General features: G+C 55.2%; 1 protein-coding gene. It reads right to left on the reverse strand.

The window, feature by feature from the left end; all coding sequences use genetic code 11:
* The coding region (locus FS818_RS28315; RefSeq protein WP_145336735.1) for an AMP-binding protein at positions 1–491 on the reverse strand (491 nt) is incomplete at both ends.

Genomic DNA, 491 nt, shown 5'->3' on the forward strand with positions numbered 1-491 from the left:
GATGCCTGTAAAAACACATCTTCTGCTGTGATACGAACATAATCGATTCCCTTCACTAACCGTACAACGCCGCGTTGAACAACAGTTACGCCCTTCGGCTGTCCCGTCGACCCCGAGGTATAGATCACATACGCCAGATCGCTTGCGCCGCTGATCGCTAATAAGTTAGCCGATTTACCCCTGTACAGCGATGCATCCGCCAGATTCAATACAGTGCCTGCGTAAGCTGACGGTACTTCCACATTCTCGCCGTATACAAGCAACACTCTTGCCTCGCTGTCTTCCAGCATGTATATCATCCGATCCGGCGGGTACGCCGGGTCGATCGGCATGTAGGCGCCGCCCGCCTTCAAGATCGCCAGAATCCCTACGATCATCTCCACCGAGCGATCTGCCATGATCCCCACGATCTGATCTGCACCCACGCCCCGCGAGCGCAGTTCATGTGCCAGCTGGTTCGCCTTCGCATTCAGCTGGCCATACGTCAGTTG

The organism is Paenibacillus xylanexedens, from assembly GCF_007680605.1.
GTDB classification, from domain to species: domain Bacteria; phylum Bacillota; class Bacilli; order Paenibacillales; family Paenibacillaceae; genus Paenibacillus; species Paenibacillus xylanexedens_B.